30 protein-coding genes, 1 pseudogene, 1 riboswitch and 1 other annotated feature are annotated in these 25,539 nt (G+C 43.1%); of the genes and pseudogenes, 16 read left to right on the top strand and 15 right to left on the bottom strand.

Features of this window, described 5'->3' with window-relative positions:
• Position 1 precedes the first annotated feature (1 nt).
• Entirely contained in the window at positions 2–406 is a 405-nt protein-coding gene (locus BBR47_RS05335) for a LiaF transmembrane domain-containing protein (protein WP_012684734.1), read from the bottom strand.
• A gap of 319 nt (positions 407–725) precedes the next feature.
• Positions 726–865: riboswitch (cyclic di-AMP (ydaO/yuaA leader) on the top strand.
• 4 nt (positions 866–869) lie between these two features.
• Between BBR47_RS05335 and BBR47_RS05330 the strand changes: the two genes are divergently transcribed.
• The 3 genes from BBR47_RS05330 to BBR47_RS05320 all read left to right on the top strand — a co-directional run bounded on the left by BBR47_RS05330 (position 870) and on the right by BBR47_RS05320 (position 3,711).
• The gene (locus BBR47_RS05330; RefSeq protein WP_012684733.1) at positions 870–1,391 is read left to right on the top strand and encodes a C40 family peptidase; all 522 of its coding nucleotides are present in this window, start codon (positions 870–872) and stop codon (positions 1,389–1,391) included.
• 214 nt (positions 1,392–1,605) lie between these two features.
• Positions 1,606–2,325 carry a response regulator transcription factor gene (locus BBR47_RS05325; protein ID WP_012684732.1) on the top strand — a complete coding sequence of 240 codons (720 nt, stop codon included), beginning with the start codon at positions 1,606–1,608 and terminating at the stop codon, positions 2,323–2,325.
• Positions 2,326–3,711 carry a sensor histidine kinase gene (locus BBR47_RS05320; RefSeq protein WP_012684731.1) on the top strand — a complete coding sequence of 462 codons (1,386 nt, stop codon included), beginning with the start codon at positions 2,326–2,328 and terminating at the stop codon, positions 3,709–3,711. It abuts the gene before it with no gap.
• Positions 3,712–3,902: 191 nt separating this feature from the next.
• Here BBR47_RS05320 and BBR47_RS05315 read toward each other — a convergent pair whose 3' ends face one another.
• The 3 genes from BBR47_RS05315 to BBR47_RS05305 all read right to left on the bottom strand — a co-directional run bounded on the left by BBR47_RS05315 (position 3,903) and on the right by BBR47_RS05305 (position 6,584).
• Positions 3,903–5,243: a cytochrome P450 gene (locus tag BBR47_RS05315; protein WP_012684730.1), complete on the bottom strand. Its 1,341-nt coding sequence runs from the start codon at positions 5,241–5,243 to the stop codon at positions 3,903–3,905.
• A gap of 110 nt (positions 5,244–5,353) precedes the next feature.
• Positions 5,354–5,917 carry a biotin transporter BioY gene (locus tag BBR47_RS05310; protein ID WP_012684729.1) on the bottom strand — a complete coding sequence of 188 codons (564 nt, stop codon included), beginning with the start codon at positions 5,915–5,917 and terminating at the stop codon, positions 5,354–5,356.
• A gap of 94 nt (positions 5,918–6,011) precedes the next feature.
• Positions 6,012–6,584, bottom strand: a complete 573-nt coding sequence (locus BBR47_RS05305; RefSeq protein WP_012684728.1) for a hypothetical protein — start codon at positions 6,582–6,584, stop codon at positions 6,012–6,014.
• A gap of 95 nt (positions 6,585–6,679) precedes the next feature.
• Between BBR47_RS05305 and BBR47_RS05300 the strand changes: the two genes are divergently transcribed.
• Complete coding sequence (locus tag BBR47_RS05300; RefSeq protein ID WP_231850559.1) at positions 6,680–7,045, top strand: hypothetical protein; 366 nt, start codon at positions 6,680–6,682, stop codon at positions 7,043–7,045.
• A 117-nt stretch (positions 7,046–7,162) separates the two neighbouring features.
• On the opposite strand, the gene yhfH is transcribed toward BBR47_RS05300, so the two are convergent.
• The 3 genes from yhfH to BBR47_RS05290 all read right to left on the bottom strand — a co-directional run bounded on the left by yhfH (position 7,163) and on the right by BBR47_RS05290 (position 9,605).
• Positions 7,163–7,324 (bottom strand): protein YhfH, encoded by a 162-nt coding sequence (gene yhfH, locus BBR47_RS30130; RefSeq protein WP_012684726.1) that lies wholly within the window; start codon positions 7,322–7,324, stop codon positions 7,163–7,165.
• Between the two features lie 181 nt (positions 7,325–7,505).
• Positions 7,506–8,753 carry a threonine ammonia-lyase IlvA gene (gene ilvA / locus BBR47_RS05295; protein WP_012684725.1) on the bottom strand — a complete coding sequence of 416 codons (1,248 nt, stop codon included), beginning with the start codon at positions 8,751–8,753 and terminating at the stop codon, positions 7,506–7,508.
• A gap of 98 nt (positions 8,754–8,851) precedes the next feature.
• Positions 8,852–9,111: a binding site (T-box leader), on the bottom strand.
• Positions 9,112–9,263: 152 nt separating this feature from the next.
• A complete protein-coding gene (locus BBR47_RS05290) occupies positions 9,264–9,605 on the bottom strand; it encodes a hypothetical protein (protein ID WP_007721585.1) in 342 nt (113 codons plus the stop codon).
• A 173-nt stretch (positions 9,606–9,778) separates the two neighbouring features.
• Between BBR47_RS05290 and rlmD the strand changes: the two genes are divergently transcribed.
• From rlmD to BBR47_RS05275, 3 genes are all read left to right on the top strand, one after another.
• On the top strand, positions 9,779–11,161 hold the full coding sequence (gene rlmD, locus BBR47_RS05285; protein ID WP_012684724.1) for a 23S rRNA (uracil(1939)-C(5))-methyltransferase RlmD: 1,383 nt from the start codon (positions 9,779–9,781) through the stop codon (positions 11,159–11,161).
• A 169-nt stretch (positions 11,162–11,330) separates the two neighbouring features.
• On the top strand, positions 11,331–12,227 hold the full coding sequence (locus BBR47_RS05280; RefSeq protein WP_012684723.1) for a hypothetical protein: 897 nt from the start codon (positions 11,331–11,333) through the stop codon (positions 12,225–12,227).
• A 29-nt stretch (positions 12,228–12,256) separates the two neighbouring features.
• On the top strand, positions 12,257–12,889 hold the full coding sequence (locus tag BBR47_RS05275) for a restriction endonuclease (RefSeq protein WP_012684722.1): 633 nt from the start codon (positions 12,257–12,259) through the stop codon (positions 12,887–12,889).
• Positions 12,890–13,201: 312 nt separating this feature from the next.
• Here BBR47_RS05275 and BBR47_RS05270 read toward each other — a convergent pair whose 3' ends face one another.
• The 4 genes from BBR47_RS05270 to tnpA all read right to left on the bottom strand — a co-directional run bounded on the left by BBR47_RS05270 (position 13,202) and on the right by tnpA (position 15,466).
• Positions 13,202–13,471, bottom strand: coding sequence for a hypothetical protein (locus BBR47_RS05270; protein WP_041749783.1), 270 nt, complete (start codon positions 13,469–13,471; stop codon positions 13,202–13,204).
• 255 nt (positions 13,472–13,726) lie between these two features.
• Positions 13,727–14,029, bottom strand: coding sequence for a DUF2992 family protein (locus tag BBR47_RS31770; RefSeq protein ID WP_269446215.1), 303 nt, complete (start codon positions 14,027–14,029; stop codon positions 13,727–13,729).
• A complete protein-coding gene (gene tnpB, locus BBR47_RS05260) occupies positions 13,968–15,059 on the bottom strand; it encodes an IS200/IS605 family element RNA-guided endonuclease TnpB (RefSeq protein ID WP_012684720.1) in 1,092 nt (363 codons plus the stop codon). Before tnpB ends, BBR47_RS31770 begins: the two co-directional genes overlap by 62 nt.
• Positions 15,060–15,061: 2 nt before the next feature.
• The gene (tnpA, locus tag BBR47_RS05255; protein WP_419761081.1) at positions 15,062–15,466 is read right to left on the bottom strand and encodes an IS200/IS605 family transposase; all 405 of its coding nucleotides are present in this window, start codon (positions 15,464–15,466) and stop codon (positions 15,062–15,064) included.
• 166 nt (positions 15,467–15,632) lie between these two features.
• Between tnpA and BBR47_RS30125 the strand changes: the two are divergent.
• Both BBR47_RS30125 and BBR47_RS05250 read left to right on the top strand, forming a co-directional pair.
• Positions 15,633–15,854: pseudogene (locus BBR47_RS30125) on the top strand (hypothetical protein); the annotation flags it as partial.
• A 56-nt stretch (positions 15,855–15,910) separates the two neighbouring features.
• Complete coding sequence (locus tag BBR47_RS05250) at positions 15,911–16,480, top strand: SF0329 family protein (protein WP_012684718.1); 570 nt, start codon at positions 15,911–15,913, stop codon at positions 16,478–16,480.
• An 81-nt stretch (positions 16,481–16,561) separates the two neighbouring features.
• On the opposite strand, the gene BBR47_RS05245 is transcribed toward BBR47_RS05250, so the two are convergent.
• From BBR47_RS05245 to BBR47_RS05230, 4 genes are all read right to left on the bottom strand, one after another.
• Positions 16,562–17,143 (bottom strand): type 1 glutamine amidotransferase family protein, encoded by a 582-nt coding sequence (locus BBR47_RS05245; protein ID WP_012684717.1) that lies wholly within the window; start codon positions 17,141–17,143, stop codon positions 16,562–16,564.
• A 106-nt stretch (positions 17,144–17,249) separates the two neighbouring features.
• Positions 17,250–17,582 carry an AzlD domain-containing protein gene (locus tag BBR47_RS05240; RefSeq protein WP_012684716.1) on the bottom strand — a complete coding sequence of 111 codons (333 nt, stop codon included), beginning with the start codon at positions 17,580–17,582 and terminating at the stop codon, positions 17,250–17,252.
• Positions 17,573–18,307, bottom strand: coding sequence for an AzlC family ABC transporter permease (locus BBR47_RS05235; RefSeq protein ID WP_012684715.1), 735 nt, complete (start codon positions 18,305–18,307; stop codon positions 17,573–17,575). Before BBR47_RS05235 ends, BBR47_RS05240 begins: the two co-directional genes overlap by 10 nt.
• A gap of 82 nt (positions 18,308–18,389) precedes the next feature.
• Entirely contained in the window at positions 18,390–19,199 is an 810-nt protein-coding gene (locus BBR47_RS05230) for a TrmB family transcriptional regulator (RefSeq protein WP_012684714.1), read from the bottom strand.
• Between the two features lie 152 nt (positions 19,200–19,351).
• Here BBR47_RS05230 and BBR47_RS05225 point away from each other — a divergent pair, with 152 nt between their 5' ends.
• From BBR47_RS05225 to BBR47_RS31885, 7 genes are all read left to right on the top strand, one after another.
• The gene (locus BBR47_RS05225) at positions 19,352–20,059 is read left to right on the top strand and encodes a DNA alkylation repair protein (protein WP_012684713.1); all 708 of its coding nucleotides are present in this window, start codon (positions 19,352–19,354) and stop codon (positions 20,057–20,059) included.
• Positions 20,060–20,182: 123 nt separating this feature from the next.
• On the top strand, positions 20,183–20,887 hold the full coding sequence (locus BBR47_RS05220) for an ABC transporter ATP-binding protein (protein ID WP_012684712.1): 705 nt from the start codon (positions 20,183–20,185) through the stop codon (positions 20,885–20,887).
• 2 nt (positions 20,888–20,889) lie between these two features.
• Positions 20,890–23,214 (top strand): ABC transporter permease, encoded by a 2,325-nt coding sequence (locus BBR47_RS05215; RefSeq protein ID WP_012684711.1) that lies wholly within the window; start codon positions 20,890–20,892, stop codon positions 23,212–23,214.
• Between the two features lie 153 nt (positions 23,215–23,367).
• Positions 23,368–23,808, top strand: coding sequence for a hypothetical protein (locus BBR47_RS05210; protein ID WP_012684710.1), 441 nt, complete (start codon positions 23,368–23,370; stop codon positions 23,806–23,808).
• 130 nt (positions 23,809–23,938) lie between these two features.
• A complete protein-coding gene (locus BBR47_RS05205) occupies positions 23,939–24,331 on the top strand; it encodes a DUF1259 domain-containing protein (protein WP_012684709.1) in 393 nt (130 codons plus the stop codon).
• A 148-nt stretch (positions 24,332–24,479) separates the two neighbouring features.
• Positions 24,480–25,280: a TatD family hydrolase gene (locus BBR47_RS05200; RefSeq protein WP_012684708.1), complete on the top strand. Its 801-nt coding sequence runs from the start codon at positions 24,480–24,482 to the stop codon at positions 25,278–25,280.
• A 56-nt stretch (positions 25,281–25,336) separates the two neighbouring features.
• A complete protein-coding gene (locus tag BBR47_RS31885; RefSeq protein WP_012684707.1) occupies positions 25,337–25,447 on the top strand; it encodes an ATP-binding protein in 111 nt (36 codons plus the stop codon).
• The last annotated feature ends 92 nt before the right edge of the window (positions 25,448–25,539 follow it).

Below are 25,539 nucleotides of genomic sequence, written 5' to 3'. Positions count from 1 at the left end.
GTTACTGTGGGCGTCTTCTTACATCTCTCTCCCAAGTGTCCAGCGTATCTTCCTTTAATACTTTTTGGGCCCATTCACGCTCCCAAGCAGGTGGCGCTTGTTTAGGTTCTTGGCTGGGACGCAGTAAGCGATATCCCAGATAAATCACCCCAATGGCCAGAAGCGCGTGAAACAGTAGGTCAAGCTTGCCAATCAACATCAGGAACCCGAATAGGAAGACCAGGATTCCCCAAAATCGTGAACCGGTTTGTCCCATGATCTTTTTGGCACCGTATATCATGATCACGCCGGGAATGATAAACCCGAGCAAGTCTCCGATATCGATACCAACCAGATCGAGAAGAACCAACCCACCGACTAGCAGCAGAACCAGCCCGAGTAGTACTTTGCCAGACCGTTCGCTCATTACTCGCTTACCTCCATTCGTTTTGCTTGTGGTGCTTGTGGAACGTTATGCCCTTATTGTAGCCCTCGGTATAGGCTTCCCATAACGGGCGTGCGGTTGGTTTTTCCCTCCGTCCTTGGACGGAGACATTTTCCTGCCTTAATCGGACGAGCTCTCTCGCAAGGCAGGAATAAGCCCACGTCGAAAGGCGGCTTGCACTGTCGAACGAAAACGTTACAGCATTTGACGCTATCTTTGTGACGAATATGTGAATGAACAGATAAAAAGAAGGAAAAAAAGGACTGGCGTAGAATCTTCGTAAGAGTGCGTGTAAAAAAACATCGAAAAATAGCCGAATTCCGCTTAGCGGAAACGGGGGAACCACGTTTTTGGGGTGAATGGTTGCTACTCCTAGCAGCCTAGGGCGTCCTTTCGACCGAACCCTTCAGCTAACCTCGTAGGCTCACGAAGGGAGCAGTTTCTTTTGCGCAAGATGGTTTTATCTTTATTTATGGCTGGATTACTTGCTATGGGGGCAGGCGCTGCACAGGCTGCTGAGGAGAATACTCTCCATGAAGTTGTCAGCGACTTGTACGGTACCCCTTACAAATCTTCCGGCTCGTCCAAAAAGGGCTTTGACTGCTCCGGTTTCACACGCTACGTATTTGATGCGTTAGGTGTAGACCTGCCTCACAATTCTGCTTCCCAGTACGAATTAGGTACAGAGGTAGACAGAAAAGATTTGCAACCAGGCGATCTCGTATTCTTCAATACGAACGGTCGCAGCATTTCTCATGTGGGTATCTACATCGGAGACGGCACATTCGTGCACTCGGAATCTGGTCGTGGAGTCGTCAACACCAAGTTGAACGATCCATACTACTGGAGCAAGCGTTATGTAGGCGCCAAGCGTCTCAGTGCTCCTGTTCTAGCGAAAGCAGAAACTCCGAATAAGGAAAAAGCGGTGCAAGCTGCATCGTTGCCGGAAAAACCAGCTAAAAAATAGTCATTCGGCAAAATAATAAAAGCCAGGGACACTACGTCTCTGGCTTTTTCTGACGAAATTTAGTACCTGGTCTAAAGAGGTACCCTCACATATTAGAACAACTTAATAACTTACGGGGTTTCTTCCCCTGATAGGGGCAAAGCATGTTATGATAGACAAGACCCATTCTTTGAATGGTATTCCTTATTAATAGAAGTAACTGGGGGTTGTTCCGGTGAAAGATCACATTTTAATTGTCGATGACAATCTGGAGATTATTGAACTGCTAGAAGACATTTTGGAGAACGAGGGCTTCAGCGTTTCCTCTGCTGAAAGCGGAGAAGATGCACTCTCGTTGCTCAGCCAAGGTGAGCGTCCCAACCTGATCCTTTTGGATATTATGATGCCCAACATGAGTGGCTATGAGCTCTGCTCTCAAATTCGCCGTGAGTGGGATTTGCCTATACTGTTTCTCAGTGCAAAAGGAAAAGCGGTAGATAAGGTAGTCGGCTTTGAAATCGGCGCAGACGATTACATCACGAAGCCTTTTGATACGGAAGAGTTGCTCGCTCGCATTCGTGCCCACCTTCGTCGCTATGAGCGCATTCGCAAGCATACCGAAGAGCAGCCTGAGAAGGAAACAGCCTCTTCTCCGATTACGGTTTTGAAATTTAAGGACTTGGAAATTCATAAAGAAACGTATTCCGTATATGTATGTAACCAAAAGATCGAGCTCTCTACCAAAGAATTTCAACTACTCACCTTCCTCGCAGAAAATGCGGGCATCGTCTTTACAAGAGAGCAAATTTATGACCGTGTTTGGGGATATGGTTATGGCTCGCTCAATACAGTGACGGTCCATATTAAAAACCTCCGTGAGAAGCTGGAAACGGAACGTCAATTCATTAAAACACAATGGGGGACAGGCTACGTTTTTATCGGGGAGAAGCTTTAAATGAGCTTGCGCAATAAAATTTTTCTCTCCTTCATTGCCTTGCTCACACTCAACATTTTGTTGTTTAAATTTGTTTTTCAAGACATTATTGTCGCTCAACTCAAAAATGACCGGCATAATCAGTACCAGGCTGAGAAGGAAGCCGCAGAAAAGGTCATGCTCAATCAACTGCTTCTCGTCAGTAATTTCAAGGACCCAATCGAACGCATGGAGCTTGAGAAGCAGTTGCCAGACGACGTGATGTACCGCATGCTCGTGAAGGATGCCAATGGAAACACTATCTACAGCAAAACATCAAGCGCCTATAATTTAAAAATGCCTTCCCCCTCCTCATCAAGCCGTGGCGATTCTGCTAAGCAAAATGACCTCAAAGTGGTCGCTGAGTACCATTTTCAGCAGGAGCCACCGCGTACAGGGGAGATTGTTGTTTATTTCTACACGGATGATTACGACATGATGGCTACGACAGGGGTTTCCATGATGCTTTGGTTTATTTACGGAAGCATTAGTCTGGTAGGATTGGTTCTGCTCGCTTTGTTCGTTCGCTGGATACTACGGCCGGTTAACGAATTATCGCGCGTCACCCAAGAAATCCAGGAAGGGAAGCGGCTGGTCACATTTACGTATCGATCGCATGATGAATTTGGGCAACTCTTTCGATATTTCGGGGAAATGGTTGATGAGCTTCGCTTAGCGGAAGAAAGACAGGCTGAAATGATTGCTTCGATCGCCCACGACTTCCGTACACCTCTCACCACGATCAAAGGTTATGCCTCATACATCGGCTCTGGTCGCGTGACGGATATGACCAAAATACAGAAACAGATGGGCAAGATCGAGCTAAAAACGACGGACTTGGAAAAGTTGCTGGATGAGCTGCAGGACTTCACCACGCAAAGCTCCGAAGTTCGACTTAGCATTAACCGCATTCATGTCAAAAGCTTCTTGCGAGGAATTATTGAGGACTATTTGCCAAGAATCAAAGAGGCAGGCCTCACGTTTCAATGGAAGCTACGAATCTCCAATGAACTTCACATCGAAGCGGATGAGACTAAGCTGCGCCGTGTCATGGAAAATTTGTTGAACAACGCCATTCACTACAACAAACCGGATGGCTCCATTTACCTTACTTGTGATCAGCGAGAAGGACATGTCCTTTTTACTGTAATCGACAAAGGAGAAGGAATCGCCGCTGAAGACTTGACGAAGATTTTCACCAAGTTTTATCGGGCGGAAAAATCACGAAATCGCAACAGTGGCGGTACAGGCTTAGGCTTAACGATTTGTAAGAGCATCGTCCGGCTTCACGGCGGAGATCTGATGGTAAACAGTGAATTGGGAATGGGAAGCAGTTTCTCCTTCACCATCCCCTTCTTCCACGGGTAGCTTTCTCAAGCTACCCTTACTTTATATAGATTTATTCTCAATTAATTATTTCTTTATATTTTACTTGTAAAATCATTTTTGTAAGCATGTTGCTTTCAGTGATAAATAACCCCCAGTTCGGTATCTGACACAATCGGCGAAACCGTAGTGATAAGATGCCTCTTTTTTTGCCCCCTAACTTCCATTTTTTTCTATCTCTTCTCCAAACGCATCGGCAGTCCGTTCTTGGGACGCAAGGTGACCAACGGCTCGGGCTCCACTGTCTGGTTCGGTTCAGCCAGTCGTAGTCGATATCGCTGTGCAATCGTCGCCAGTAGCAAAGCTGCCTCCATCAAAGCAAAGTTATTCCCAATACAAACACGCGGCCCGCCGCCAAACGGGAAATAAGCATAGGCCGGATTTCTTTTTAAGAGGTCGCTGTCAAAACGCTCTGGAATGAATTCTTCAGCCTGCTCATAATAGCGTGGGTCACGGTGCATGACATATTGGCTCATCATCAGTGTTTCCCCAGGCTTGTACGTGTGACCGCCGATCTCAACCTCATCTACCACTTCCCGGTTAATCGTCCAAGCCGCAGGATAGAGCCTCAGCGTTTCCTGTACAATGAGATTCGTATACTTCAGCTGCGGAAGATCTTCGACTGTCGGCAGCTTATCACACAGCACCGTCGACAGCTCGTCATGTAGCTTTTTCTCCACCTCGGGATGAGTAGCCAGCAAATAGAAAATCCACGACATGGTATTCGCAGTCGTCTCATGGCCAGCTACAAAAATGGTCATGACCTCGTCGCGCACCTGCTCGTCTGTCATTCCCTCCCCATCATCTTCATCACGCGCGGCCAAAAGCATCCCCAACAAGTCCTTGTGCTCTTCTCCTTCGCTATTACGCCGCGCTTCGATCAAGGAGTAGATCGTTTTGTCCAGCAGCTCACTCGACTCCAGGAACTCCCGATTGCTTTTGGTAGGTACGGACAACGGAATATCGATAAAAGAGGAGCCTTTGTTTGCCACATATTTCAAACCGACATCGATGGCATGTCCAATCTGATCGGCGCCTTCCTTGACGGTTTTGCCAAACATCGTCTCCGTAATGATCGCAAGCGTTACTTTCATCATGTCCGAGTGAATATCGCGCAGCTCCCCGGTTTTCCAATCCGACATGAGATCAACTGCTTGCCGGACCATCACGTCTCCGTAGGTGGCGATACGATCTCGATGAAAAGCTGGCTGCATAAGCCGCCGTTGTCGCAAATGCTTTTTTCCTTCACTGGTAAGAATTCCATCTCCTACAACAGCTCGCGCAACCTGTAGTCCTTTCCCTTTTCGAAAATGCGCCTGTTTGCTGACCAAAACCTCTTTGATGTGATCCGGATTCGTTAACAGATAAATATGGCGGGAAGGACCGAAGCGAAAATGGACGACTTCTCCATGCTCTTCTGCCGCTTCGCGGATGAACTGAAGCGGCGATCGGCGAAATGCCATCAAGTTCCCTGAGATTGGAAGACCTTTTGGGCCAGTGGTCGTGATATTCATGCGTCTCCTCCTTTTTACATGCAAAATCCTACCGATAGTATCCGGCACGTTAAGGAGATTATGCGAAAAAAAACCACCCGAACTTCGGGTGGCTGACGAAATCATTTTGTTTATCGTGGAACAGGCTGATCTGTGCGCAACAGACGAGAAGCAATCAGTCGCTCGCGTACCTTGATGCCAATCAGAGATGCCAGAACTGCTTTGACAACCCCTACAATGAGGAAAGGCGTTACACCAAAAGCGACAGCTTTATCCCATGGAATGTCCATGACGTATTTGAGCTGTACTGCACCAAAAGCGAGTGCGACAAACATACCAATGATATTGGCGATGATGGCGTTTTTCAAGGTGAATCTTGTTTTCTCCAAGTAGAGCCCAGTCACATAAGCGGTTGCAATAAACCCAAATATGTACCCGCCGGATTTTCCGACCAATATTTGCAATCCGCCTTTTGCCTCGCTGAATACAGGCAATCCGACTGCACCGAGCAAAACATAAATAACCAAAGCAAGTGTCCCGTATCGTTTTCCCAAAATGGTCGCCGTCAGCCCTACCGCTAACGTCTGCGCGGTAATCGGAATCAACGGCAAAGGAATCGTCACCTGCGACAATACCGCAGTCATTGCAGCAAAGATGGCAGAGAGCAATAGCCATCTCAAGCGTTCGTTTCTCATGCGTACTAGCCTCCGTTTTGTTAACTAAAAATAATATAAGGTTAACAAAATAATAATACGCATCTGCCCTTTTGTAAATCCCCGTTCTGTCCGCTTACCTTTTTGCTTGTTGATCCATGTATAACTGTAGCTTTTGAAGTGACTGAACCGTATGATCGATTAATTCGTTCAAGTCATCGATGTTGCCTTCATCGATTTTCCGATGAAAGTCCAGCGTCACCTGATTGGTTATTTGCTTCGGCGGCCAATCGATTCGATGTTCTTCTAGCTTAGCCGATACTTTCTGCGTAATATACGGTCGCTGCCCCCAGATGTCATTGAGAATCGATGTGATTTCTCTCGCTTCGGCGGGCACATCTCGGTAATTTTCCATCTGCAAGAAAAAATGGATGCAAATCGTACATCCGATATGATCTGTCAATGGCTGCTCTAGCTGCTCGGCTGCAATATCAGCTAAATGAGTACGAAGCTGCATCTCAGCACGGACAGCTGTGGTATGCTCATGTTGATCAGCCAGTTTGAACTCGATCTGAAACTGTCGATGGAACGTAGCCATATCCATGACATCCGAACGGTTCGTAATCATGATTGCCCCTTCGAAGTCCCGGTCGTATACCGCACCTTCCAACACAACCCTGATATTGTCAAAAACAAGCGGATGAAACATCTCGCGCCCTCCTTTTCCCAGGCGTTCCGGCCCTTTCTTTTACAGTATATAGCATGCCTGCTTTCTCCTTGTTTTGCAAGCAGACCGACTTCCCCATGGCGGCGTCTTCAGGAGAATGGTACCATGAGAGTGATCCAACCTTTGAGGTGACAGCCATGTTTTTAATCGGAATTCTAATCGTTGTTGCAATCCTTGGTGAAATTATTCATCGTTTGAATCCATGGAAAAAGCCAGAACCTGCGTATGAGGATCTCGTCGCCCAAATCAAACAGACAGACTGGTACCAGGAGCTTTCTCGTGATCAGGCGTGTCGTTACGTTCTCGACAACGATCCGCATGTCCAAGCCTACTATGCGAGTACGTATGAAGCCAAACGTCTCCTTACACAGGAAGGCTTTCAATTGGGGCTGATTGATTACGTCAAGCAGGAAGCTGCAAAGCACGCCGATAAACCGCGCTGACATGCGAAAAAGCCGTTGTTATGGAACAGCGGCTTTTTCTTTGAATCAAAAAACAGGTATACCTGCCGTGGCTCATGCCCTGTGGTATACCTGCTTCATCCAGTATTTATGCTCGGCTTAGCGTTTTTGATGATAGTATTTGTAAGCGTCAAAGGATGCTTGCTCTTGGCAAGGTGCGCATTCTGTTGCATACGATTCAGCTTGTTCGTGGATCATCTGACCGCAAGCAGCACAGCATTTTGCTTCGAGATTGCGAAAGAAAGAAGTGATCGGCGTCATAATTAAACCCCCCCGTGTGTTATTATCTGTATTGTATTACAACAGCATCTGTTTTATAAAATTTTGTTATAATACATTACGCCGATTTATCTTTCTCTCTCGCTCATTCTCTCTTTATTGCTCCTTTTTTCGCTGTATTCATACATTTTTGTAAATTCCGCATCTGTTGTAACACAACGGCCTAAATCAGCAGATTGAACAAATACGGATCATTCGTAATCTCTACATAGCGGATACCATGCTGCTTCATCCGACTGACTAATGGCTGATAGTCATCCTTGCATTTCATTTCAATGCCAACCAGTGCCGGGCCATTTTCTTTGTTGTTCTTTTTCGTATACTCAAACCGGGTGATATCATCGTGCGGCCCCAATACTTTTTCCATGAACTCTCGCAAGGCTCCGGCACGCTGTGGGAAATTGATAACATAATAGTGCTTCAAGCCCTCATGTAGCAGGGAGCGCTCCTTGATCTCTTGCATCCGATCAATGTCGTTGTTTCCCCCGCTGATGACACACACTACGTTTTTCCCGGCGATTTGATCCCGGTAGTAATCGAGAGCGGCAATCGACAGGGCACCCGCAGGTTCCACGACGATGGCATTGCTGTTATACAACTCCAAAATGGTTGTGCATACCTTGCCTTCTGGGACCAGTACAATGTCATCCAGCAGCTCCTGACAAATACTCATCGTTAGCTGCCCTACTTGCTTGACGGCTGCACCATCGACAAACTTGTCAATTTCATCTAAGGTGACAACATCGTTTTGCTCCAGAGCGGCTTGCATTGAGGCTGCTCCTGCCGGCTCCACGCCAATGATCTGGGTGTTCGGGCTGATGCCTTTTACGTACGTTCCCACACCCGCTGCCAATCCACCACCGCCGATACTCATAAAGACGAAATCAGCCGGTTCCTCCATGTCATTCATAATCTCCAGACCGACTGTTCCTTGTCCAGCTACCACCAATGGATCGTCAAACGGATGAACAAAGGTCCGATCTTCCTGAATGCAATACTTCATCGCCTCTGCAAATGAATCATCGAAGGTGTCCCCGATCAACACAACCTCTACATAGGAGCCGCCAAACAGCTTGACCTGCGATATTTTTTGGCGCGGGGTGGTCGCTGGCATAAAGATCGTGCCCTTGATTTGCAAATGGTTACACGAGTAAGCTACACCCTGCGCATGATTGCCTGCACTCGCACAGACGACACCACGCTCCCGCTCTATTGTGGAAAGATTCCGCATAAAATGATAAGCACCGCGGATTTTGAAGGAACGAACGATCTGCAAGTCTTCTCTTTTCAAATACACGTTGCAGCCGTAGCGCTCAGACAGCACTTTGTTTTTTTGCAAGGGTGTCTTCTCCACTACGTCTTTTAATGCATGATTGGCTACTACGATGTCTTCCACTCTGACCGTATGCATATATATGTTCCTCCCAAATTCCTTCTCTTTTGTAATAAGGACCAGACCAAATCAAAAAGCCCCCGCCCCAACCAGCTAGGCACAAATTACGCACGGCTGGCTGAGGCGAGGGCATCGCGGTACCACTCAGCTTCTCTGTCTTCCTCACGAAAAACAGACTTTGGCAGTTCACTATGAAACTCCCGTCCGATAACGAGGACGAATTCGTTGTCCTATACTCACTGGCTACACAAGCTGATTTTCCAGGACAATGCTCCAAGGTGATTTTCAAAACAGGCTGGCGGCCATTCTTTCAGCACGGGGAACGGCTCTCTGCACGCTGCTTTCTGTTTCTACTCTTCCTTTTCAACGCTCATAGATACGAACTATTCGAATTAGTTAAACATTCTACGCCGAAACCCACTAGTTGTCAATCTTCTTGTCATTTGGCAGGAAAGCAAGGACAAAAAAACGGGTTCCCTTTCGAGCTACTTCACTCAAAACGGTACCCGTTTTTCTCTTCGCTACATCCTATACTGCTTCGTAGATCGCTTCGTAACGCTTGCCGATTTCTTCATCAGTCAAACCAGCTTCACGCAGACGACCAATCAGTGCATTCGCCCAAATCTCAGTGCGCTGTGCCATTTTTGCGTATTTTTTCGCTTCCTTCACTTTGCGTTTGGAGCGATCTTCACCGTTTGACTTGAGGTTGTCGAGGATGAACAGCATGTGCATCGTATCTTCCTCGTTTAGCGTTTCCCAGCTATCGTTTAGAAACGCAGTTACCTTTTTGTAGTAGCCATCAAACTCGTCAAAAGAAATCTCAGTATCCATGTTGAGATATTCTTTCATTTTTTCAAATAGATCTTGCATCTAGCGTCACAACTCCCTCATTATTCTCCGCACTATTATAACAAAAACATAGCTGGACAGGAAGTTTCCATTATCTGTGAGGTTTTTCTGAGGTACCTTCTCGCATACATGCAACGTCTCTCGTAATGCTCTATAATAGGGAAATACTGAATTGCTTGAGGAGAACGGAACAGATGACAACGCATAAAAAAGAACCAGACGCCAGCATCCGTGTCGGCCAGCAAATGACGCTCACGATCAAGAGCTTGGGCATTAATGGCGAAGGGATCGGCTATTTTAAAAGAAAAATCGTTTTCGTAGAGGGTGCCCTCCCTGGCGAGGTCGTCCATGCAGAGGTGACCGAGGCAAGAGAAAAATACGCGACCGCGCGTCTTTTACGAGTCGTTGAAAAATCAACATCTCGCACGCAGCCCCCCTGTCCGGTCTATGCGGAGTGTGGCGGATGCAGCTTGCAGCACATGGATTATGCCGCACAGCTCGCAAGCAAGCAGGAAATCGTCATCGAGTCACTGCGCAAGTACGCTCGACTGAATCAGCCACCAGTCGCCCCTACGATTGGTATGGATAACCCGTGGTCGTATCGAAATAAAGCACAGTTTCAGGTAGGCAAGGAAAAAGGCAAGCTAATCGCTGGACTGTATCAAACAGGCAGCCACAAGCTCGTCAACTTGGAAGGCTGTCAGGTGCAGCATGAAGCGACAACGAAAATCGTCCAAACAGCGAAGCAAATCATCGAGGAGCTCGGGATTCCGATCTACGACGAGAAAAAACGGACGGGCGTCATCCGCACCATCGTAGCTCGTGTTGCTTTTGCTACGGGTGAAACGCAATTAACACTTGTAACGGCTACACCAGAAATTCCACGGGTGAAAGAGCTGCTTTTGGAGCTCCGCACGAGACTGCCAGAACTGGTAGGAATCGCGCAAAACGTAAACAATCAAAAAACGTCACTCGTTTTCGGCGACAAGACAGTATCGTTGTGGGGCAAGGCTTCCATCGCTGAAAAGCTGGGTGAGCTGTCCTTCGACTTGTCTGCTCGTGCCTTCTTCCAATTGAATCCCGAGCAGACACAAAAGCTGTACAAGCAGGTGAAAACCGCGGCTGGACTGACTGGAAAAGAACTCGTGCTCGATTTGTATTGCGGGACAGGGACAATTGGCTTATGGCTCGCTCCTTATGCCCGCGAGGTTCGCGGGATCGAGCTGATTCCTGAGGCTGTCGAGGATGCCAATCGCAATGCAGAGCGTAACCAAGCGGCGAATGCCAGCTTTCACGTGGGGCGTGCCGAGGTCTTGATGCCGAAATGGGCCAAGCAAGGGACTCGACCAGATGTCGTCGTAGTCGACCCGCCGCGGACTGGGCTGGATGATGCGCTGATTCGTTCTTTGTTGGATGTGCTGCCGAAGAAGATTGTGTATGTGTCTTGTAATCCTTCTACGCTGGCGAAGGATGTTGGGAAGCTGATGCAGCGGTATGAGCTTGTGAGTGTGCAGCCGGTGGATATGTTCCCGCATACGGCGCATGTGGAGTCAGTGACGCTCTTGACGTTGAAATAGGTGTTAAAGAAAAGGCTAAATTCCCTTGATTAATGGGAGTTTAGCCTTTCTCATTTGAAATAGTAGATTTCTTTTTTGTCGCTTTTCGGAGGTTTTGGAAATAATTTGGCGAAATAAGGTATTTTGAACTACTTAGCTACAAAATAGTTTCGTTTTTCGGGAGGTAAAAATGGGTAATCAGAAATACATCTCTACAACTGCACTCTCAAAATTGTTACGTGTTTCTACGAGTGATCTTTTTTCATACTTACAAGAAATTGGATGGATGGAAAGAGTTGAAAATGCTTGGACACTAACAAATATCGGTACGAATAAAGGTGGACAATATAAATCAGATTCATTACGGGGAACTTGGGTTGTATGGCCTGACACTATAATTCGAGAACTTGAATCGATGAGAAGCTCAAAAACTACAGATACTAAATATTTAAATGCAACTGTATTGAGTCAGATTCTTAAAGTGTCAAAGTTGCGTATAAATCCAATCCTTTCCGAACTAGGCTGGTTAGAGAGAGCTAGAAAAGGGTGGATATTGACTAATTTAGGTGAAAGTATTGGCGGAAAGCAATTAGAGTATGAAAAAACCGGCATTCCTTATGTAACCTGGCCTGAAAGCATTCTGAATAATAAAAGCCTTATCGAGACGTTTAAACAAATAAATGGAGAATTCTTCGATGAAAGAGACGAAACGCCCAATGAAGTCGATACAAGTTTTCGAGATAAATTTCCAGCAAAGCATAGAGCTGCCGATGGGCACGTTGTAAGATCAAAAGCCGAAATGCTTATTGATAATTGGCTTTATATGTCGGAAATAGTCCATGCCTATGAGAGAAAGTTACCCATTGAAGAAGATGTTTATTGTGATTTTTATCTCCCTGTAGGAAAAGTCTACATTGAATACTGGGGACTTGAAAATGATTCAAAGTATATTGAGAGAAAAAAATCAAAACTAGAAATATATCGGAAATATGGATTTAACCTTATTGAACTTACGGATACAGATATCCAAAACTTAGATGATGTATTTCCTAAGAAATTACTAAGATTTGGAATCCAAGCTTATTAGGTACAAAGAGAATTTCTAGGAGGATACAAATGCTTTATATTTTCATATCTATAGCATTAATAGTCTTGACCTTCATTATTGTATTAGTTAAGAAAAAAGCAATATTTTCAAAAAACGTTCAATTGGAAACACAAGATTTCGATCCTCTAAGTATTGACATTAATCAAATTGACAAAATGGAAGACGGGTCAGAGTTTGAAATGTATCTCTATCGCCTATTTTTAGCACTAGGCTATTCAGGTGTATACAAAACAGTTGGGAGTAGAGATTTCGGTGCCGATCTAGTTTTTAATGATCGTTCTGGAACAAGGAACGTCATCCAAGCTAAACGTTATAGTGAAAATAATCCAATTGGGATTAGTGCCATTCAAGAAGTTTATTCCTCCATGAGATTTTACAAGGCTAAGAAGTCTATCGTAATAGGTACTTCAAGCTTCACTACGTCTTGTGAGACTTTGGCAGGAATAAATCACGTTAAATTGCTAGATCGTCAAGACTTAATTGAAATAATAGCTTTATTCAAGCAGGGAAACTTAAGTAAGGTAAAAGACATAATTGAAGGCGAGCCAAGATTAATCTTAGATTCTTGGTCAGAATACAATGATCACAATCGCGAAATAAAAAAAGATAGAAAGGCTGAAATATTATTACGTAGCAATTAAACACTTCAAATAAACAATAGAAATTTAATAAAGTGTTTTGGGAACTGAAAAAGAAAACTATGCCGGATAAAACAACTATACTAGAGCTAAGACTTTATGATAATGCCGTTGACTTTATAAATAAGAGTATGGAGGTATAATGCTCCCCGTTGTCAAGACACGATTTTTTGAGGAATAAGTTATGTCCTCCTTTTCGTATTCCTTGTGTTTAGGATGCGATTTTTTCGATAGTATGGGCGTAAAATTGATCGGGTTTTGCTTCATTTAGCGATTGATAAGGGCGCTCCTGGTTATGAAATTGGACATAACGAGCTATCTCTCTGAACTCTTAACGAACTTTATCATCAATACACCATCTTGCTGTTCGGCAGAATAACAATTTTCGTTTAAATTTTCAGTCGAATATTGATATTCGAGAATTGCATCTGCCATTTCTTGAGTGAATCTCCCCTTAAAATACGGTATATTTATCTTAGTTCCAACTTGAAAATCTTCATCACAACAATTAATATCAATGTGTTCTATTATCGTTTTAACTGGATCGCTTAAATCAGCCCATTTTAAATTACATTGATTATTCACCACTTTCTTCCTCCTTAAAATTATCTTTTCATTACATCAGAAGTTAAGTCATAGGAGGTGAACCCCTCCTTTTAGACAGTCTACAGAAGTACAAGGCAAGGACAATTACAGGAGTTGTTTCCCCCTACATTTCAAAATTCTCCTTTCTATCAAGCTTTATGAACAGAACTTTTTATATAACAAAAAGAAGTGGGGCTATCACCACTAAAAAAAAGATGATGATAGCCCACGTACTTGAATAAAAAACTATCCAAATTATTTACCACGATGCTTAGCTTTAGCTTTTTGAAGTCTTAATTCTCTTTTTCGTTCCTTCATTTCGTCTCTTTGCTGACGAGTGTATACTTTTTTCTCTTTTTTTCTCTTCTCATGCTCCAATTTCAAAGCCTCTTGAGCTTGACACTCCCCATGCCTAAAGGCGGGGGATTCTTGGGTAGTCACTCCTAGCGGAGTGAATTTTACCAAGCTATCCCTGTGTGTCCCACAGTTTAGTTGACTACGCCAACAATCGAAGTCCTTCTTGCTCGATATTGATCGCAGCGTTTTGGTCACGATCATGTTGTACGCCACAGTGCGGGCATATCCAACTGCGCAAGTTGAGACTTTTCACTTCTTTGTTGCGGTATCCACAGTTTGGAGTGGAGCATAGCTGGCTTGAAGGAAATTGTTTTCCCACAATGGAGACCTTTCTTCCATACCATTCTGCCTTATACTCCAGCATCGTACGAAACATCGACCACGAAGCATCTGCAATGGATTTGGCTAACTTGTGATTTTTGACCATATTTTCCACTTGCAAGTCCTCCAAACAGATTACTTGGCTTTCGTTGATCAGCTTGGTTGACAGCTTATGTAGGAAATCGTTACGGGTATTTGCAATTTTTTCGTGGAGTATAGCTACTTTGGTACGCGCCTTGTTCCGGTTGTTGCTGCCTTTTTTTCTACGAGATTGAATCCGTTGCCACTTCGCCAGTTGTTTTTCATACTTGCGATAGTATTTTGGATTTGCCACCTTCTCACCAGTAGAGAGAATGGCGAAATCCTTGATTCCAAGGTCAACCCCAACTGTTCGTTCTACTTGTGGGAGTAATTTACACTCCGTTTCACACAATACGGATACAAAGTATTTACCTGAAGGATTGCATCTTATCGTAGCTGATAGGATTCGCCCTTCAACTTCTCTGGATTTAGCATACGATACCCATCCCAACTTAGGAAGTTTGATGCGATTCCCTTCTATTTTGATGTTCATCTTGCATGTATAGGATTGCTTTTGGTTCTTCTTGCTCTTGAATTTGGGATAGCCTTTTTTCTCCTTGAAAAACTTTTTGTAGGAGGAATCCAAATCTTTTAAGGTTGATTGCAGGGCAGTGGAGTCCACTTCTTTCAACCATTCGATTTCTTTTTTAAGTTGTGTGAGCAAAGCAGAACAGTCGTTGTAGTTCAACGTTTTGTTTTCTTGTTCGTAAGCATCTTTTCGTTTCGCAAGAAAGTAATTGAATACAAAGCGAGTACATCCAATTGTCTTGTTGATGAGTGTTGCTTGTTCTTTGTTTGGATACAAACGGAATTTGTAGGCCCTATGCAAGTTCAATCATTCCTTTCTTTTTGAGACTCCATGTAGTTCTTAATCACATCGAGTTGCACCGTGCCAACCGTTGCTACAAAGTAGGAGTTTGTCCATAGCGAGGGAAGTCTACTTTTGAGATGTCTAAATTCCATCCGCAACACTCTAGAGGTATAGCCCTTCAAATGTTTTACGACTCGGTGGATTTCGAATTGGGGGTCGCATTTGATGAGCAAATGAACATGATCAGGCATGATTTCCATTTCAACAACTTCCGCACGTAGTTCCACTGCCTTTTCAAGAAACAACTCTTTTAATCGAATGTCTACTGGCTCTTTCAAAACCTTTTTACGATACTTCGGACAGAAAACAACGTGATATTTACAGTCAAATACAACATTGTGGTTACTTTCCACTGATCTAGTCAAAACCATCACTTATGGTTAATTATACTACCCTATTAGATAGAGAAAACATGTCTAACAAGTATCAACAAAAAAGAACTATTTTTGTTTGCTCTTAGCACCCCCCACAGGGGATGCAGAGCAAAGTGCCTTATATCCCCATAGCTAAAGCAAGGGGTTTTACGGCACGAGTGATAAAGATAATTTATCAAGTTATGATATGATAGCGAAGTATTTACCGGTCCTTCATTTCAAAAAGCTTGTCGATACAATTAGAGCTGATAGCATAGACACATACGAAGATAACATAAACTTTCAAGTGAGCAGCGAGGTTTGTGGTGGTATGCTACTTTGTGCTACTTACGGAACAATCTATGCCAATAATGAGCTAGAAGTTACGCATAATTGTTAATAAAAGAGTAACTGCCGTAAATACTGGCAGAAGGCCTTGAGAACATAGGAGGATACATGTCCTGGAGCAAATTGAAGAAACAACTGGAGAGCTTTCTCTGTCCTGCGTTAGATGGAAGGGTCGAATACAGTGCAACCGCTTACCGTTATTTACCTGATAAAGCCGGAATCTGTTATATTGCCGTAGATAAAAAGAACATACTTAATATGAAAGATATAACTAGCACAATTAAATGGTATCAGACGGAGCAAGAAATTAAGAATGATTCAGAAATCCAAATTCCTATCAACGATGAAGAAATGGAAGCAGTCAGAAAAGATACCAAGGGGACCGTTCCGGAGGATCGTCTAAAAGTAATTGCAAGAAATAGAAAAATATCTGAATATGCTAAGGAGCTTTTGTCAGCACAGTCATCATTAAGTAAATCAAATTTTATTGTTGTGGCTAATCAATTTTTATCTACTTCGATAGAGGAAAGCATAGAGAGCAATGATATCTTATTGAATATTCTAGCCTTGGTGGACAGAAGGATTGGAAAAAAGAGGATTTTAAATATGTCCGAGAAGATGAAGTTAAAGCATCCAATTGTGCAGTATTTTTATGAATTACGGCTTAGTACATTATGAACCGAAGACCATGAGTATCTGAATAAAAAAGGAAAGCACCCAAGCGTGAATGCTCTCGTGCTTTCCTATCAAACCAAACTGTTAGGAGGGAAAGTAGCCCTTTTTAAATAATTCGTACCACTGATTCAATTCATCGCCTTCTAATACGCCCAACCTCTCCAAGATATGTCTTGAAAACTCCAATGCACCGCTTCCATTCGCAGTGATGAGATTCTCGTCCCAGATTGACTGACCCTCTACATAATGTTGATCTCCTCTGTAGTTCGGAGCCCCTTCCTTCAAATAAGGTAACGTATTGCCTGTATGTTTATGATTGTCCAAAAATCCGTGATTCCCCAAAAAAGTCGTAGCATCACAGATGGCAGCGACAGGAATATCCTTGCTCACACAATAATCAACTACTACTTTTGCGTGCTGATTCCTTTCTTCTCTCCATCCCGTTCCTCCAGGGATAATTAACATGGCGATATCCACATTCGGATTGAATTCGTTTACGCTATAATCTGGAAGGACCGTTAACCCACCCATCGAAACTTTAGGTTCCTGATCAATGGCGATTGTCTTTACACGATATCCTGTTCCTGGCTTATTCAGCTCTGAACTGACGTAACTTGCCTCCCAATCAGCAAAACCATCCGTAATAAAAATCAACACTTCCTTCAAAGTGATTCCCTCCTTGTAACTTCATGTACAAATGAATTGTAAAACAACTTCACTGACAGTTATGGTCAGGAAAGAAAACGGAAATCACATAAACATCTTGAAGCGATCAAGCCGGAAACAAGAAACGTAATACCATCACGACAATAATCCCTGCGAGAACAGTTACCAATAAACTACGTGTTTTTATCGCAATGAAAAAGGTGGGTATGGCTGCTAAAAGTTCAACATGATTCGTAGAAAAAGAAATATTTTCACCATTTTTAAATATCTCTTGCGCTACTAGAGCAGCCATAACAGATATGGGGACATAGCTTAACCATTTTGTTGCCCACTCTGGCAATTGAAAACGACTCAGTACCATAAGAGGAAGGACTCTAGGAATGAAAGTAACAATAGCTGTTCCTACAATGATCAAAAAAACATCCCATCTTACTTCCATTTTTCCATCACCATCCCTATCGTTGAAGCAAAAATTGTAGCAACAATAACTCCCATACTGCTAGACAACACTGAACTGGCTCCCACAGCAATAACAACTGCGATTATCGCAACAACCACATCACGTGCAATTTTTTTGCGACTTAACATCGAAAGTACCAGAAGTCCAATAAACATCGCTGTCAAAGCAAAATCCAAACCTAATCTTTCAGGATTTGAAATCCATTGTCCCAAGAATGCTCCGGCTATATTGGCTGCGCACCAGTTTAGATAAGCCGTTATATTTAGACCGTGCATCCATTTTTCACTAATGTAATTCTTTTTTGCAGCTTCGTTGATCGCAACACCAAACGACTCATCGGTAAGTAGAGACCCTACCAGCATGTTTCTAAGCGGAGAAAGATGTCGAAAATATGGTGCCAGGGCTGCACTAAGTAAAAGATGCCGAAGATTAACAAAGAAAATGGTAATAATAATGGTAGTAATCGAACTGCTTGCTACCATCATTCCGGCAGCGATAAATTGGGCGGAGCCAGCATAAAGAATTAAACTCATCAGGGCTATTTCCGCTATACTCAAACCCGCTGTCCTTTCGATAACACCAGCAGCAAATCCAATACTTAAATAACCGAGTAACGTAGGGACACAATCCTTTACACCTTGGAGAAAAGTATCCTTATCTCTTGAATCTGCCACCGTTTCGATTTGGTCATTTGCCAGTCCCATTTTATCCCTCCTTCGTCTTATTTACATTCAGGGCGTTATTGTGATAACTACTAGAAAAAAGTGAAAGAAAATACGGTTCAAATTACTTGAACCGTTTTCCGGTAACCACGTGGAACAGGTCAGGATGGTTAATCCAGACAGCTTCGGCTTTCTCGGGGCCAACTTCCTTAACTAATTGCGCAAACATAATGTCGTGCCTGATGTACTCCACTGCTACTAATACAAGTGCTGGGTCTTGTGTTTTTATAGCCCACGCAGCGGTATTTGGAGCAAAATTTGCTATTAATACTTCTTCATTGTCCCGGGAGACAATAGTTAAACGACCACTCATACGTTCCTCTGCTACTTTCGGAGACATGTAATCATGATGAGTGGTTGCCCCCAACTCCGTATCGGGTGCTCCAAACAACATAGAAAATACAGGAACACCTTCTTTTACCCGCTTATCTACGTCCTGTTTAATAAAAGAAATCTGTGGTTGCCAAATCGATAACCATAGCTCTTCTCGGGCTTTGTTTATCATATCGACCATTTCTGTGATAACCAATTCATCGGTACTAATGCGTCGAACTACGTCTACTTGCTGTTCACTTTCTAATGCAGATAGATTTTTTTCAAGATAATCAAATGATTGCTCGAAGGAATTACGTAATCGCGTGATTAATTCTTTTGCTGGCAAAGGAGAGTAGGTAAGAGGTTCAGACGGTACCGTATAAACTGCTCCTTTATCTAACAATTTCCCCAATACCTCATAAATCATGGAACGCGGTACACCCGATCTTTTACTAATTTCATATCCAGTTATGGGAGACTGCTTTAAAAGCCCGATATATGCTTTGCACTCATATTGTGAGAATCCCAATTTCTGAAGCTCTTTATAGATTTCATCCAAAGAAAGCCACCACCTTTCATGCTTACCTTTAGTCTTTCGTGGTTATGATAATAACCTCTACGTTTTATGGTAGTTATTATAATAATCACTAATAATCTCGTCAATCATTTTCATGATACTTTGAGAGAAACCAACGAAAGAAGGGTTATACGATGGATGTAGGGATGGTCATGCAAGAGCTTGAAGCTCTCGGCAAGGAACGAACCAAGAAAATTTATCTATCCAATGGCGCTCACGAACCACTTTTTGGCGTGGCTACAGGCGCTATGAAGCCCATCGCGAGAAAAATCAAGATCAATCAACCCTTGGCTGAGCAGCTCTACGCTACAGGGAACTACGACGCCATGTACTTTGCTGGTGTGATCGCAGACCCAAAAGCAATGACCAAGGCGGATTTTGATCGGTGGATGGATTCCGCTTATTTTTATATGCTGTCCGATTATGTGGTTGCCGTAACCTTATCGGAAGCAGATATTGCCCAAGAAGTTGCCGATCAATGGATCACAAGTGGCGAAGAGCTCAGAATGTCTGCGGGCTGGAGCTGTTACTGCTGGCTTTTGGGTAATCGCCCCGATCATGAATTTTCCGTAACCAAACTTGCCAATATGCTTGAAACTGTGAAAAAAACGATTCACGATGCTCCCGAACGCACGAAATACGCTATGAATCAATTTATTTACACCGTGGGAACCTCCTATTTGCCACTCCACGATAAGGCGGTCGAAATCGCGAAGGAAGTAGGTCCAGTAGAAGTCCAAAAAGACAAAGCAAAAAGCAAGTTCCTAAACGCTTACGATCATATTCAAAAGGCAGTAAGTAAAGATCAGCTTGGCTTCAAACGGAAACATGTGAGGTGTTAACAGCGCGAACAAACTCCTTCTGGAGACCGAGGTCAAAATACATCGACTGCGGGATGTAACCACTCCCCCTTGGTATATTATGGTAGGTAAGCTTCGAAATTAAGATACGAGGAGATGTAATCCGTGAAGACGTTAATCGAATTCAAAAAAGTAACGAAAGAATACAAAATCGGAGAAGTTCCAATCAAGGCGCTTAATGGTGTTGATTTTTCCATAGCGGAGGGAGAATTCGTCGTTATTTTGGGTGCAAGTGGCGCTGGTAAAAGTACGATTTTGAATTTGCTAGGCGGAATGGATACGGCTACCTCAGGTCAAGTATTTGTTGGCGACCAAGAAATCACCACATTCAACGAAAAAAAATTAACGCAATTCCGCGGTGAGAAAGTTGGCTTTGTCTTTCAATTTTATAACTTAATTCCGAATTTAAACGCTCTCGAAAATGTTGAATTTGCCACAGAGGTATGCAAAAACCATCTGGATGCGAAAGAGATTTTACATAAAGTTGGATTACAAAATCGCATGAAGAACTTCCCTTCTCAGCTCTCTGGTGGCGAACAACAAAGAGTTGCAATCGCGAGAGCTGTTGCCAAAAATCCTTTGCTTTTACTTTGTGATGAACCAACCGGAGCATTGGATTATGTAACAGGTAAGTCCGTCTTAAAGCTTCTCCAGGATTTGAACAAAGAAACGAAAAAATGCGTCGTATTGGTCACACATAATTCCGCCATTGCTCCAATGGCTGACAAGGTTATTAAGGTGAAAAGCGGGATGATTGAAAGCCTTACCATTAATCAGGAAAAGCAAAGTGTGGAAGGGATTGAGTGGTGAGCATGAAATTATTTTTAAAAATAGGAAGGGATATCAAACAATCGATCGGGCAATTTATCGCCTTTGTTTTGGTTATCGCAGTAGGAGCCTTTTTCTATGGAGGGCTCGTAACTTATAGCAATAATCTTAGTACTTATACAGAAGGTTATTTTCAAGAACATAACATAAGCGACCTGTATGTATTTTACAATCAAATCTCTCAAAATGATGTCGCTGTTTTAAGTGAAATAGAAGGCATTAAAAAAATAGAAGCACGTTATACCTTTGATGCCACGCAAGCCTTTAAAGGCGAAAAAGCTACATTGAAGATTCATTCCATCCCTGTCAAAAACGAGATTAACACCATTACTCTGATTGAGGGCAAAATCCCGTCCAAAAAGAATGAGATAGTAGTAGATTCGCGTTATGCAAAAGAACATCTTTTTCAAGTCGGTGATGAAATCAGCATTCGTGCGAATGAAAGAAATCTTACATTTACCATTAGCGGTCTGGGTGAGAATGTCGAACATGCCAAAAAGAACGAAATACAAGACCATAAAACCTACGGAGTCGCTTATATAGCCGAAGAGACCCTCTCTGAAATCTTAGGTGCCCTTTCTTATAATGAGATTATGATCGATGCTACAGAAGGTTACGATATAGATAAATTAGGTCAATCCATTAAAGCACAATCCAAGCACCTTCCTTATGTAAATCAAGTCAGGAAAGAACGGACTTTCAGCTATTCGAAAATGAATGAAACGATCCATAACAATAAATTGATGAGTATGGTTATCCCGTTCGTTCTCTTTTTGATTGTCGCCATTATCCTGTTTCTTACCATGTCGAGAATGATTGATTCTCAAAGAAACCAAGTAGGGATTATGAAGGCTTTAGGTGTCAAAAACAGAAGCATCTTGCTTCATTACATGGGATACCCTGTGCTGGCTAGCATCATCGGCTCAATCATTGGTTGTGCGATTGCCGCACTCGTATTTGTTCCATTCGTAACGGCATCGAGTGCAAGAGCCTACTCTCTGCCTGGCATTACATACTCCCTTTCTTTTTACACTTTCATTCCTCCCATTATTTTCTCCAGTGCTTTTGGAATCCTGGCGTGTTACTTAAGTGGTAGAAGCATATTAAAAGAATGTGCAGCTCAGGCTATGCGTCCCAAACCGCCAAAGAAGATGAAAACGCTATTGATAGAAAGAATTCCAGGTATTTGGAGTCATATTTCCTATAGCTACAAACTCATCTTACGAAACATTTTCCTCAATAAACAAAAAGCGATAGCGAGCTCCATTGGTGTTGTTGTAAGCACCGTCTTATTGATCACTGCTTTTGGTACTCAATCTGCCCTGCAAAAAGTAGCGAGTCAAATGGAAGAGGTTTATACGTATGATTTACGAGTAGATTATATGCTAGGAACATCGATTGATACGGTAAAGCTCCCCTCCGGGATAAAAAATGGTTATTCTTTATCCACCTTTCCTGTTGAATTTATAAAAGGTGATGAAAAAGATAATGCCACTCTCGTTGTTACTGAAAAAGAAAACACTCTCATTCATTTCTTTGACGAAAATAATAATCGGATCACGCTAGAAAATAATGGGGTGCTGGTACCGAAATCCTATGCCGACAAATATCATATTTCAGCAGGAGATACGATCCCTATCACGTTCAAAGCTCCAGAGCTTCAAAACAAATCTGTAGATATGAAGGTTTTACATATATCTACGCAGTATTCGAATCCTTCGTTTTATATCACACCAGACTATTTAAAGAGCTTTGGCATAGACTACAGCCCAACCTCGCTTTTCGTTGAAGCAAATAGCTCTGCAGATCTTATAAGTGTTCGTAACTTCTTTGAACAAGACCCTCATGTAGAAACCCTTGCAGATAGAGATGATCTAAAGAAAACCGCGGAATATATTTTGAAACAAAACAATTTCGTATTTATTATGTTTATTGTTTGCGCCGTCATCCTCTCTTTTGGCGCGATATACTCGATCTCTTCCATCAACATTTATGAAAGGAATCGCGAGCTTGCAACCCTTAAGGTATTAGGCTATCAAAAATATAAAATAAACCGACTTATCTTTTTTGAAAACCTGATACTCACTACATTTGCGATCCTTGTAGCTTTACCGATAAGCAGTTACGTTTATTCCGTGATTGTCAAAGCACTATCTAGTACCCATCAACAAATCCCGGATCAATTAACGATTCCTATCCTGTTGGTTTCTGTCTTTCTTGCCTACTTGCTAACGATTCTGTCCAACTTGCTACTTCAAAGAAAAGTAACCAACATCAATATGATTGAATCATTAAAAGGGGTCAACTAAAATTATCGGCCAACTGCTTGTCTTTGCTCCAGTAGATTCAATAAATGTCTGATTTACTAGAAAACATAGATTTATCTGTTTAAATCCCCCTTGGTTTCCATTACACTATATATATGACTAATATTTTACATTCACTAACAGAGGAGGATTCCTATGATTAACAAAAAATCCCTGAGCGCTATGTTCCTAGCTACGATGGTAGCAACAGGAGTCGTAAGCTATACAGTACCTACAGCAGCAGAAGCAAAGATAAGTGAATCTACAAGTCATTTAAATCTTTATCCAGCTGGAGTATTTGCTTACACACCAACACCAGAGGAAGAAGCGCAATGGGGTTACCGATGGGCCTTTTTGGATAAGGAACAGACTCTTAGAAAGTACGTTTATAAAGAACATGCATTGATGCAATACAATCAATATGGACCCGACTCTGATTGGAAAGGCTCCAACAAAGGAGTGTTTGCGTACAAACCAACGCCAGAGGAAGATGCACAATGGGGCTATCGTTGGGCATTTATCGATAAAGAAGGCAAGGTTCGAAAGTTTGTAAAGAAAGAGAATGCTGATTTGATTTATAAGCAGATTTTTGGGTGATTGCAAAAGGACGGAGCTGTCTTCTGACGCTCTGTCCTTATTCGTTTCCACCTCAGCAGAATAGGCCATCATCCGTTTCCGTCCTGTACCTGTCTTCATACGATAAACAAAAACAGGGAGGAAACGAGGAATGCCCAAAAAAGCCTCGCTTTGTAAGCAGTTCTCCAGAATTATCAGGGGGCAATCCGGCTTTGCCGGCGGAAAATGCGTCGCGACCATCAATCGTAATCAAATCAAAGCGACCATTTTGGGGAAAAGATTTCGTGTGACGTCTTCTTTTTCGTTCGAATCCTTGAATCAAAAAACGGGCAAAGCACTCTGTTTAGGGAGAGCTGCGTTCTTGCAGAAAGAAGTCAATCCATTCATTTCAGCCATCCGGAAGCAAGGCATAAGAGTCTCGTCCATCCGTAATGAATGGTTATTCGATCGTCCCCGCTTGATTTATGTAAATATGGAAGCAGTCGATAAACCTCTGGCTTTCGCAAGAAAAGTAAGGAGAGCATTGGATGCCATTCCTTCATGAGATTAGAAAGAAACGAGTCCTCTCTGTCACAGCAGGGAGGATTTTTCGTCTATAGAACTTAACAACTCCATCAGCTATAATGAAAAACAACCAAAAATGGGAACTTTAGCAAAAATCAGCACACACTCATACCTGTTACTAGGAAGGATTGATTCTCTTGGATACACAGATCATCGATATAGGCGTAAACCTGATGCACCGCTCCTTTCAACAAGACCGCGATGAAGTCGTTGCCAGAGCAGAGAAACAAGGAATATCCCCATTAATTTTGACAGGGACAAGCTTGAGAAACAGTATGGATGCCTCCCGATATGCGAGTCGCTCCAAAGGAAAGCTGTACACTACGGCAGGTATTCATCCTCACGATGCAAAAAGCTGTGATGAATCGACGATCAAGAAATTAAGAGAACTCGCATCGCTTCCCCATGTGGTAGCGATTGGAGAGTGCGGGCTGGATTATAACCGTGACTTCTCCCCCCGTGATGTTCAAAGAAAGTGGTTCATCGAACAAATCTCGCTGGCCACAGAACTTCAACTGCCGTTGTTTTTGCATGAACGCGATGCTCATATTGATTTTGTCTCGATTCTCAAAGAGCATCGTCAAACTATCAATCGTGCGGTTGTACACTGCTTTACCGGAACCTCCAAGGAATTGGAAGCCTATTTAGAAATGGACTTCCATATCGGGATTACGGGATGGATTTGTGATGAAAGACGTGGGAAACATCTTCGGGAGCTTGTCAAAAAGATTCCGTTGAATCGTTTGATGATTGAAACGGACGCGCCATTTTTAACTCCTCGTGATTTGCAAGAAAAGCCTGTGGATGGTCGGAATGAGCCCATGTATTTGAGACATATTTTGCACGCGGTCGCGGGGTGTATGGGATTAAGCCCTGAGGAAGTAGCCAGCGGGACTACTAAGACTGCGAAAGAATTTTTCAACGTATAGGTAAGGCGTTTTTTCGGGTAGATCCCTCCCGCACTCGAAACGGCGGCGGTGCGTGATTGGGCTTGACGCTTTGCAAGCAAATTGCTGATAGTCATGGAGCAGAGCTCCGCTTTGCATCGGAGCCGGATAAAGGGACAACAGCTAAACTGGTCTTGCCCACCTACTAAACCTTTACGATAGAACAAAGACACCTGACTGATCTTCCGGGGTGTCTCGTTTTTTTTCATGAAAGTGAAAGATTGTCAGCAGCTACTCCGTC

It is taken from the genome of Brevibacillus brevis NBRC 100599 (assembly GCF_000010165.1).
GTDB classification, from domain to species: Bacteria; Bacillota; Bacilli; order Brevibacillales; family Brevibacillaceae; genus Brevibacillus; species Brevibacillus brevis_D.
Note: the sequence above shows the minus strand (reverse complement) of the source record. Positions and strands in the feature narration are given on the sequence as shown.